Consider the following 10,897-nt stretch of genomic DNA (forward strand, 5'->3'; position numbering starts at 1 on the left):
AGTCGAGGGTCGCGGGTTGGTCCCCTGCAGGGGGGAAGGTCCCTGCGCCGGAGCGTAGCGGAGGTGGAGGTAGGGGGGTTCCTCAACAAGGGTCTTCCAAGCGCACGTGTTCTCGCTCATGATCAGCACATGCATCGGGAGCAAGCCACCCGACTCGCCAAGGAACGAGCGCGAGAACTGCGGGATGACCTCACGGTGTCTGAGAAGACGCTGTGGGCAGCGCTCCGCAGGCGGCAACTCGGGCATCGATTCCGCCGCCAGGAACCGATCGGACCGTTCATCGTGGATTTCGTGTGTCTGCTGCGGCGTCTCGTTGTGGAGGTGGATGGCCCGCACCATGACTGGGACGAACGCGATGGGCCCCGTGACGAGTATTTGCGCGTACGAGGATTCCGGGTGCTCCGATTCACGAACCGAGAAGTAACCACGGAACTCGACGACGTGCTCGGCGCGATTCGCAACTACCTCGAAGACCTCGACCTGACCGAGTAGCAGTGTCGGTCCCCCCGGAGGGGGGAAGGTCCCTGCGCCGGCGCGGAGCGGAGGCGTAGGTAGGGGGGCTCTGGGGGAAGACCGGTTTCGGGTAGCCCCCCTCCCCCCGGATCCTGCGGATCCGGCGTACTCCCCCCTATGGGGGAGCGAATGCACGGGTCGGTCCCTTCGGTGGGGAGTAGGAAGCGGAGGTAGGGGGGCTGGTCGGTCCCCCCTTTGGGGGGAAAGTACCGCTCGCCGACAGGCGAGGGGTAGGGGGGCTCTTGGCGCGGAGCTATTGACCTTCCTTATGTTCCGCGGCACGGCGCCGACTGGTTCACACGAACCGACTCGATGAGGTCCAAATGGAAGCCGATCCGAATGATGCGTCCGTTGACGGCAACGGCGCGGGAGCGCGTCCGGTGGACACCCTTCAGTACGCAACGTTCGAGGCAATGGGGGCGGCGCTCGAGGTTGACGACCTCGAATTGATGGCGTCACTCGTTCAGATGTTCCTCGTGGATCTGGCCGACGGAAGGCGAGTCATCGTCTCGGCAACCCGCATCAACGATGCCGACGCAGTGCAAGCGGCCGCCCACAAGCTGAAGTCGTCGGCCCGGATGCTCGGCGCGCCCGCACTCGGCGACCTGGCAGAAGAGATCGAAGCGATTGCCAGGAATGGGTTCACGCCGGACGTGGATCTCCTGGCGCGGTTCGGAGCCGAATGTGGCCGGGCTACGGAGGGCATGACCCTGATGAAGCCCTTCGAGGTGGCGAGCTAACCGTCCTGGCCGGACCGCACTGCAGCTCCTTCGCCTAGTCTGGCGGTGATGACTAGTGACACCTCTTCCAGCCGCCATTCTCGCACCGGCCCGCGCACCGGGTCGCAGAGTTCCCGCCTTCTGACCGCCCGCCCGGTGGATTCGTCGATAATGCCCTCTATGGGACTCGAGCTGTCCGACGTAGATCTCTATTTGTTCAACGAGGGCTCACATACGCGCTTGTTCGACAAACTCGGATGTCACCTCACCCCGGACGGAGCTATGTTCCGCGTCTGGGCACCGAACGCCGAGTACGTGTCTGTGGTCGGTGACTTCAACGGATGGGATCCGGCGGCGAGTCCAATGGTGGCGCGCGCCTCGTCCGGGATCTGGGAGGCCATGGTTCCTGGTGTCGAATCCGGCGCTTCCTACAAGTTCCACCTCGGGGTCGGCAAGGGAGCAACTCTCGAGAAGGCCGACCCGTTCGCCTTCTGGGCGGAGGAGCCACCGAAGTCGGCCTCGCGCGCGACCTTGCTGGAGTACGAGTGGGGCGACGCAGCGTGGATGGAGCAGCGGACCGCCGCCCACGATCGACCGATGTCCATCTACGAAGTGCACCTGGGCTCGTGGATGCGGCACGATGACGGGCAGCCGCTGACGTACAGAGAACTCGCCCCCCAGTTGGTTGATCACATCACCAGCCTCAATTTCACGCACGTCGAGTTCTTGCCGGTGATGGAACACCCGTATGCGGGTTCGTGGGGATACCAGACACTCGGGTTCTTCTCGCCGACGGCGCGGTTCGGCAATCCCGTTGACTTCATGTATCTGGTCGACCAGCTGCACCAGGCCGGCATCGGGGTCATCCTCGATTGGGTGCCTTCCCATTTCGCAGTGGACGGTCACGGCCTGGCCGGGTTCGACGGGACACATCTCTACGAGCACGCGGATCCGCGCCAGGGGTTTCACCCCGACTGGGGAACGTTCATCTTCAACTACAGCCGGGATGAGGTGCGGAGTTTCCTGCTCTCGAGCGCGTTTTTCTGGCTCGACCTCTTCCACGCCGACGGGCTGCGGGTCGACGCCGTTGCTTCGATGCTGTACCTGGACTATTCCCGCGAGGACGGCGAGTGGCTCCCCAACGAATACGGCGGCAACGAGAACATCGACGCGATCTGGTTCCTGCGCAGGCTCAATGAGGAGGTCTACGGGAACTTCCCGGGCGTGCAGATGATCGCTGAGGAGTCGACGGCCTGGCCGATGGTGTCCGGCCCCACATATATCGGTGGTCTCGGATTCGGTTTCAAATGGGATATGGGATGGATGCACGACACGCTGTCGTATCTCTCCAACGAACCGGTCCATCGCTCGCATCATCACAACGAGATCACGTTCCGGTCGATCTACGCCTTCACAGAGAACTACGTGTTGCCGCTCAGTCACGACGAAGTCGTGCACGAGAAGGGTTCTTTGCTCTCCAAGATGCCGGGTGACACCTGGCAACAGTTCGCCAACTTGCGACTGTTGTTTTCCTATCAGTTCGCCATTCCCGGCAAGAAACTGGTGTTCATGGGTGCCGAGATCGCCCAGCGGTCCGAATGGGACCACGACGGGAGCCTCCCGTGGCATCTGCTCGAGCACGAATCGCACCGTGGCGTCATGCAGTTGGTGTCCGACCTCGGTGCTCTCCACCGGGACGTGCCTGCGCTCTACGAACTGGACACCGACGAACGCGGCTACGCCTGGCTCGAAGGTGGCGACTGGGAACGCAGCATCCTGGCGTTCGCCCGTAAGGACATCGACGGGCATCCGGTCGTGTGCATCTTCAACTTCACACCCGTCCCGCGGACCGGCTATCGGGTCGGTGTCCCGGTCGGTGGGGAATGGGTGGAGATACTCAACTCCGACGACAGCCGGTATTGGGGGAGTGGACACCATCTCAACCAACCGGTCCCGGCCGAGGACATCGACTGGCATGGCTGTGACCGATCGATCCTGGTCAACTTGCCACCCCTGGCGGCCATCTTCTTGAAGCCGTCCGGCTAGATCTACTCCTCCGAGCGCCGATAAGGCCTCCTCCGCAGTGTCACCCACTTTCAGCGACATGTTCCGGGCGGCTGTGTTATTTTCCCTCCTACGTTCCTCCAGATGAGGAGCCATGGCTGCGGTACGGGGAGGCACCGTTGACTTCGCGCATGATGAACGACGGTCTTCAGTGCATCCCTTTTGCCGCGCCGGATTTCGAACGAGCGCACGATATGGGAGGCAGTTGTGCAGACAACGAGACGTGACTTTCTGAAGATGGGTGCAGCCGCCGGGGCGGGCCTGTACATATCGACGAAGTCCGGGTGGATGAGGGTTGCGGGAGCGACCCCGGCAGCCCCCGGATTGAGCGACCCGGCTTTCCAGCCAAAGTTTGTGAACCCGGTCCCGGATGCGATGGCGCCGAGCTTCAAGTATGCGCCGAAGAAGGGTCGAATCAAGGTAGCGGTTGGGCCCACGACCCAGTACACGGGGCTCGTCGATGATCTTGGCAACCCACTGCCGACACCCTTGTTCGGGTACGGAACGCCGGAGGGCGGGTACACCTGGCCGGGCCGGACCTTCGAGCTCCAGAGCGGTGAGCCGGTTGAGGTCAAGTGGGAGAACAAGCTCCAGAACCCGGATGGCTCGTTCATCGAGCACCTGTTGCCGGTGGACACCTCGCTGCACTGGGCCTACTCCTTGCACGGCTATGAGGAATACGACATCGACAACTCGGGGATTCCGATTGTCTCGCACCTGCATGGCGGGCACACCGATTTCCAGTTCGACGGCAACCCTGAGTTCTTCTTCAGTCCGGGATACGGAGTGAGGGGACCGCAGTGGCGCGACAAAACCTACACGTACAAGAACGATCAGCCTGCCGGGACTCTCTGGTATCACGACCATGCACTGGGCATCACCCGTCTGAATGTCTATGCGGGCCTAGCCGGGTTCTACATCCTGCGTGATGAGTTCGACACCGGGCTGCCGGACAACCCGCTCGGTTTACCCGCGTGGCCGTACGAGAAGGCTTACGCCATCCAGGATCGTATGTTCAACGCCGACGGGTCCCTCTTCTATCCGGCGTTCCCGGGTGACCCGTTCTACGACGACTTCATCACCGGCGAGGGAGCGATTCTTCCGCCCGATCTGTTCCCCGGTGGCGGACCCACCGCCCTGGCCGAGTTCTTCGGCGACCATATGGTGGTCAACGGTGTTATCTGGCCGAAGGAAGATGTCGAGCCGCGCCACTACCGGATGCGGCTGTTGAACGGAACCGACAGCCGGTTCATGGTGTTCCAGTTCCGAGCGGTGGCACCGGGCGCCACCGATCTATCGAGCGCCAGTGCGCCGATCCCCTTCTGGGTCATTGGCAGCGATCAGGGGTTGGCCTCTTCGGCGACTCAGGTAGATACGCTGGTCAGCGAGCCCGGCAGTCGCTACGACGTCGTCTTCGACTTCTCAGGACTCGATGTGGGAAGCCGCATAGTCCTCACGAACATCGGTGGTGATGCACCGTTCGGAGGTGATTATGGAGAAGACCTCGATCTCGGGGACTTCTTCCCCGATCGGCAGACCGACCGGATCATGGCCTTCGATGTCAACCAGCCGTTGGACCCGAACGTGCCGGACAACTTCGAGCCGACGTTGGTCGGCGGTTATAGCGGGGTGACCGCGCCGTCCGTGCGAACACGCAAGGTTGCACTCTTTGAAGGTATGGACGAGTTCGGGCGGCTGCAGCCGCTGCTTGGCACGGCAGAACCCGCTACTGATCATCTGGGGAATCCGATCAACTGGCCGGACACTCCGCCCTATGTGAATGCGGGCTTGGTCGGACAGATGGAGGGCGCCATTGCCTGGCACAGCCAGACGACGGAGAACCCGGCTCTCGGTTCCACCGAGATCTGGGAGATCTACAACGCCACCGGCGATGCACATCCGGTGCATCTGCATCTTGTGCATTTCGAGGTGCTCGATCGCCGAGAGTTCACAGCCGATGTGGTCGTGCAGCCCATCGTTCAACACAACGGACTGCTCGGCAACGGGTTCCGGTTGGAGAACATCGAGGTCGGCGCTCTTGTGGATCCAGGAGAGGAGTACGTCGAAAACGCACCGAAGGATATGGTCACGGCACTGCCGGACCAGGTCACGCGGATCAAGGCAACGTTCGACAAGCCCGGTCGCTACGTCTGGCACTGCCACATCTTGTCCCACGAGGACCACGAGATGATGCGAGTGCTCCACGTGGGCCCAGGCGCCTAGCAACCACTCCGACCGTTGACAGGGGGCCGCCCATCTGGGCGGCCCCCCAACGTCAACCCCGCTCTTGCGTCAGTTCGGTGCGCCATGCGCACTTCTTTGGCGCAAGTTCGCGTTTGCCGGGCGGCGGTTGGGCGTCCATCCTTGGAGGATGGCGCCGCCACTCAATGAGATCCTGCTGACCCGCATCGCGGAGCACGGCCCGATCCCGTTTGAGGAGTTCCAGTCGGCCTCTCTGTACGACCCCGAACATGGGTTCTTCTCGACGGGGGAGTTGCGCTCCACGAAGGCAGGCGACTTCCTGACCAGCCCTGAAGTCAGCCCGCTGTTCGGCGAGACGCTGGCAGCTTTCGTCGAGAAAGAGTGGCATCGAGTCCTCTCAACTGCGGCCGATGGCGATTCGGTCCCCCCAGCGAGCGAAGCGAGCGTCCGGGGGGAAGGTGCCGCCGCCGGAGGCGGGGGTAGGGGGGCGCTCTTCCACCTCGTCGAGGTGGGAGCCGGATCAGGGTCCCTCCTCAAACCACTTCTCGACACACTCACGGCTCCGATCGACGTCTGGACAGTCGAAGCATCCCCGATGGCGCGAGAGGCGCTGGCTGCGGTGGTGCCCCCCTACCCCCGCCCCTCCGGGGCGGCGGTACTTTCCCCCCAGGGGGGGGACCGAGTGCCCCCCGACCCCCGCCCCTCCGGGGCGGCGGTACTTTCCCCCCAGGGGGGGGACCGACAGCCCCCCTACCCCCGCCCCTCCGGGGCGGCGGTACTTTCCCCCCAGGGGGGGGACCGACAGCCCCCCTATCCCCGGTCCCGTGTTCTTTCCTCCCTCGACGAACTTCCCGACCACCTCACGGGGGTCATCATCGCTAACGAGTTGCTCGACAACCTCCCGGTTGCCGTCGCGGTCCGCACGGAAGACGGCTGGCGCGAACGCTGGGTCGGTGCCGACGGAGACCAGCTCGTCCTCGTCGACGCGCCCGCCCGCCCGGAGGTGGTCGACTGGTGCGACCGCTTCGCCGGGCCGTGTCCGGTCGATGGCTTCGTAGAGGTGCAGATCGCCGCCGCGCAGTGGCTGGCGATGGCGCTCGGCAAACTCGACCACGGTGCGCTCCTCCTGATCGACTACGGCGACACCGCCGAGAACCTCGAACCCCGCCGCACCGAGGGGACGCTCCGCACCTACCGCGCTCATCACGTCGGACCGCATCCGCTCGACGCACCCGGCGAGACCGACATCACCTCCGATGTGAACTTCACGGCGCTGCAGGCGCTTGCCGCCGACCGCGGGGCAGACGTCGAGTATCACCGCCAGGACGAGTTCCTCTCCTCACTCGGCTTGCGCGAGCGGCTCTCGCAACTTCGCCGCCGGGAACTCGACCTCGCCCGCCACGGCGACCCACTCGAGCGGCTCAAGATCCGGTCGCGCAAGAACGAGGCTGAAACGCTGCTGAACCCCCGCGGCCTGGGCGACTTCCGGGTGCTGGTGGCCAGGGTCGGATGAGTGGCCGGTCGGGTCTGGGTCTCTCCAGCCCCCCTCCCTTCGGATCCCGTGGATCCGAAGTACTCCCCCCAAGGGGGGAGCGAATGTAATCGTCGGTCCCCCCTTGGGGGGAAAGTACCGCCGCCCCGGAGGGGCGGGGGTAGGGGGGCTCGGCAGGGGAGCGGGTCTTTCGCACCCGGCGACGCCGGAAGGAATCCTCAAGGTCTCGAATCCTCCGCCGATGTACTTCCTATGACCGGCCATAGGGACATCCACATGACTGTCCACAAGATGAACGTGCTATGCATAACGTGATCGCATTCGCCAACGGCAAAGGCGGTGTCGGCAAGACTTCGTTGACTGCCAACTTCGCAGGCCTGGCCGCCGCGTCCGGGTGGCGGGTGCTGGCTGTGGACCTGGATCCGCAGGGCAACCTGGGAGCCGACCTGGGCTACGACCGAACGGACCAGGGTGACGACGGCCGCGAACTGATCGAAGCGATCATCCACCAACGCCGACCCAGGCCGATTCAGGCAGTGCGCACGAATCTCGATGTGGTGGCCGGCGGCGCCGCCTTGGATCAGTTCGTCGAACGGGTCGCCCGGGATGCCACGAGCAACCGGCTGCAAGCCGTCAGGCGGCCGCTGTCCGCTCTGGCGAACGATTACGACCTCGTCGTGCTGGACTGCCCTCCGACGGGTGGCATTGTCCTCCAGACAATGCTCGCCGCCGCTGCGTTTGTGGTCGTCCCCACCCGCCGCGATCTCGCCTCGATGCAAGGCTTGACCAGGGTCGCTCGGGAGTTCGCTGCGGTACGCTCCACCGTGAATCCCGACCTGCGTCTGCTGGGGGTGGTCCTGTTCGAATTCGCCGCCCAGGACACCCGGCTGCTGGCCGAAACGCGGGGCATGCTGGAGGAACGCCTGTCATCGATTGCCCCCGTCTTCGAAGGCTTCGTTCGCCAGGCTCGGCGAGCCTCTTCAGAGATGCGGCGCCTCGGTATGCTCGCCCATGAGTACGACGAAGCCACCCGCGCTCCGGGCGCCCGGCGCCTGGCGGGGTCGGTGGTCGGCCTGGCCGCTGACTACCGGCAGATCACCGAAGCGATACTCGAGGAGTACGGTCGCCGAACAGTTCCGGTGGCTGCCGATCCCTGGAGCGCCGCATGACCGAGAAACTCGATTTCAGTGGATTCAGCGCGGCCCCGGGGCGGGAACCGGCTCCTAGGCTGCCGCGAGCCGAGCAGAAACGAACCGTCCGGAAGCCGGCGGCCCCAAAGGTGGCCCGGCGCAAGCGTCGGGTCAACGTTTCGCTGGATCCCGGCATCAGCAGATGGGCGGTCGCAGCGGCCGAACACCGGGGACTAACCCTGTCGGACCTGCTCCGGGTCGCCTATCGCGAGCATTCCCAGCGTGTCGACGCCTCCTGGTTCGCCGGGGATCCGGTGCCCTTCGCCCACCGGTCGCCGACGAGCAACGGTCGGATGATTCACATGTTCTACCTCACCGACGCGGAAGTTCGCATCCTCGATGAGTTGGCGGCTGCGCACGGGTCCTCCCGTTCGGCGGTCGCAGCGGCCCTCTTGAAGCTACTAAAGAGTAACTAGTCTGTCTGAGCAGTAGAGAAATGGCTGATTCTTCCTTAGCTTTCTGGATGTTTCTGCCGACAAGTACTGGGTGAACCGGTCGGCAACTTCCCTAACTCGTCGCACTCGTCGCAGCCGCGGTGACACGTCTGTGAGGTCCCGCCGGGACCGCCCGCTTCTCATCACGATCGGCACCGGTCTCATCCTTTTGCTGGTGGCCGGCATCGTCTTCAGTGCCGCCTGGGGTAGTCAGCGGATCACCAGGGCGGCCGCCGCCTTGCACAGTGCCGACGAGACCCTTCGATCGGCCACGGTGGTACGTGCGCAACTTGCTCTCGCCGTGCACATGGCCGCGGTCGATCGGGAGTTCGGCACGAACTCGCTCGAAGCGCGGGCGGTGTCGTTGTCGGAAGCCGAGCAGGCACTGGGGGACATGGCCGCCGGTCTGGCCGGTTTGGAGAGGGAAGGTGAGAGTTTCGATCTCCCTGGGATTTTGGGGCCGGTGGTCACAGGATTTGAGGAGGCGAGCCTTCTGATCATCGAAGCGCTGGCAGACCGGGATTCCGTTTCGGCCCAACTGCTGGCCGAGTCATCGCTGGATCGTTCGTTCGAGGAACTGATGGTGGTGCTGGTCGGCGTGCGCGATGGACTGGGCGTGAGCGTTGCAGCCTCCGACGACTTCCTGGTCACGGTTGGGAACTTCTCCAGGTTCCTGGTTGCCTTCCTCATTCCGGGCGCAATCATCCTGGTCTACCAACGGTTGTCGAGCCGCGCCCGCCGCCAGGCCGAACTCGAAGCCCGCCTCGATGCCGAACGGAGGCTCTCTCAGGCGCGTGAGGAGTTCATCGCCAACGCGTCTCACGAACTTCGCACGCCCCTCACCGGTATTCATGGACTCGCCATGCTGTTGGACGACGACCCGGTCGTGCAGTCCTCCGAGGTGGCCGCCGAGTTCGTTGGAATGATCGTGTCGGAGTCGGCCGATCTGGGTCGGATGGTGGAAGATCTTCTCACGACGGCTCGTCTCGATGCTGGTGCCCTCACCTACGCCTTCTCGGATGTCGATGTACCGGACGAGGTGAGCGAGGTCCTCCAGCCGATGCGGCGAGCGAACTTCGAGGCGACCACTCATTGCGCGCCGGGGGTCATCCGGGCCGATCACCTTCGTTTCCGCCAGATCCTCCGCAACCTGCTCTCCAATGCGCGCAAGTACGGCGGGAACAAAGTCTGGATCGAGGGTCGGGTCATCGGCCGGAGCTACGAATTGGTCGTGGCCGACAACGGTGCCGGTTTGACCAGGGAACTCGAGGAACGAGTCTTCCAGCGGTTCATTCATCAGGACGAGCGGACCGCCGTCAAGGACAGTGTCGGACTCGGGCTCTCGATTGTGCGCCAGCTCGCCGAGGGCATGTCTGGCTCCGTCTCCTATGAGCGCACCGACGGGGTCACTCGCTTTGTTGTGACGATGCCACTAGCCGAGTCGGTAGCGGCGGCAGGACCGTTTGACGATCTCATCTCAGAGACCATTCCAACATGAACCCAATCACTCCTCATGCCACACGAGGCGATCGCCGGGCGGCAGTCGTCCGGTCATTGGTGGAACGATCCCGGCGGCTCGGTCTGGGGCTGATGGCATTCCTCCTCGTGGTCGTCGGGCTTCCCCTCATCGATGCCAACGCCGACACTCCCGGACTCGAAATCTCACTGACCGCAGACCCCCAGGGAGCCGTCAAAACGGGTGACCTCATCACCTATCAGTACTCCATCTACAACGGCACCGGCCAGACACTCGTCGACCTCGACCTGGCGACCGACCTTCCCGACGTACTCACTCCCACAGCCACCCAGAGCCCGGTCATTGCCAGGGCGCTCACTCTCATCGCGTCAGACAACTTCGAGTCCGGCACGTTTGATGGCACTGCCGGCTCCCACGACTGGACCTCACCTTGGACCGAATCCCCGGAAGCGGACGGTCCCACCCAAGGCTCTATCAAAGCCACGACCACCGCGGCCGGTGATCCGGTCGCCGAACTGCGCGGAAACGGTTCACAACTCTCCCGCACAGTCGACCTCACCGGATTCCCGGTCGCCTACCTGACCTACCGGATCAAACAACTCGACCTCCCTGAGAAGGCCACCATCACAGTCGCAGTAACGAACCCTGAAACCGGAGTGCAGGTAGCCATCGACCAAATCGAAGGAGCCGGCAGCGGATTCACCGACCCAGGGTTCGAAACCACCACCGTTGACCACGCTCATTGAAACTCCCCAGACCTGCTCACTGAAATTCCCCACCTCCTGAGAGGGAATACCCACTGTTGG

The 10,897-nt window shown here is 63.9% G+C and carries 9 protein-coding genes; all 9 read left to right on the forward strand.

What is annotated here, in order from left to right; translation table 11 throughout:
• Positions 1-129: 129 nt before the first annotated feature.
• The 9 genes from P1T08_15065 (at position 130) to P1T08_15105 (ending at position 10,837) form a co-directional block, all read left to right on the forward strand.
• Positions 130-492: an endonuclease domain-containing protein gene (locus tag P1T08_15065; GenBank protein ID MDF1597397.1), complete on the forward strand. Its 363-nt coding sequence runs from the start codon at positions 130-132 to the stop codon at positions 490-492.
• A 344-nt stretch (positions 493-836) separates the two neighbouring features.
• Positions 837-1,253 (forward strand): Hpt domain-containing protein, encoded by a 417-nt coding sequence (locus tag P1T08_15070; GenBank protein MDF1597398.1) that lies wholly within the window; start codon positions 837-839, stop codon positions 1,251-1,253.
• Positions 1,254-1,412: 159 nt separating this feature from the next.
• The gene (glgB, locus tag P1T08_15075) at positions 1,413-3,278 is read left to right on the forward strand and encodes a 1,4-alpha-glucan branching protein GlgB (protein MDF1597399.1); all 1,866 of its coding nucleotides are present in this window, start codon (positions 1,413-1,415) and stop codon (positions 3,276-3,278) included.
• Positions 3,279-3,503: 225 nt separating this feature from the next.
• Positions 3,504-5,519, forward strand: coding sequence for a multicopper oxidase domain-containing protein (locus P1T08_15080; protein MDF1597400.1), 2,016 nt, complete (start codon positions 3,504-3,506; stop codon positions 5,517-5,519).
• Positions 5,520-5,667: 148 nt separating this feature from the next.
• Positions 5,668-7,011: an SAM-dependent methyltransferase gene (locus P1T08_15085; protein ID MDF1597401.1), complete on the forward strand. Its 1,344-nt coding sequence runs from the start codon at positions 5,668-5,670 to the stop codon at positions 7,009-7,011.
• Positions 7,012-7,292: 281 nt separating this feature from the next.
• The gene (locus tag P1T08_15090) at positions 7,293-8,159 is read left to right on the forward strand and encodes a ParA family protein (protein MDF1597402.1); all 867 of its coding nucleotides are present in this window, start codon (positions 7,293-7,295) and stop codon (positions 8,157-8,159) included.
• Positions 8,156-8,596, forward strand: coding sequence for a hypothetical protein (locus tag P1T08_15095; protein ID MDF1597403.1), 441 nt, complete (start codon positions 8,156-8,158; stop codon positions 8,594-8,596). Before P1T08_15090 ends, P1T08_15095 begins: the two co-directional genes overlap by 4 nt.
• Positions 8,597-8,726: 130 nt before the next feature.
• Positions 8,727-10,112 carry a HAMP domain-containing sensor histidine kinase gene (locus tag P1T08_15100; protein MDF1597404.1) on the forward strand — a complete coding sequence of 462 codons (1,386 nt, stop codon included), beginning with the start codon at positions 8,727-8,729 and terminating at the stop codon, positions 10,110-10,112.
• Entirely contained in the window at positions 10,109-10,837 is a 729-nt protein-coding gene (locus tag P1T08_15105; GenBank protein MDF1597405.1) for a hypothetical protein, read from the forward strand. Before P1T08_15100 ends, P1T08_15105 begins: the two co-directional genes overlap by 4 nt.
• Positions 10,838-10,897 lie beyond the last annotated feature (60 nt).

It is taken from the genome of Acidimicrobiia bacterium, assembly GCA_029210695.1.
Taxonomy (GTDB): Bacteria; Actinomycetota; Acidimicrobiia; order Spongiisociales; family JAHEDJ01; genus JAHEDJ01.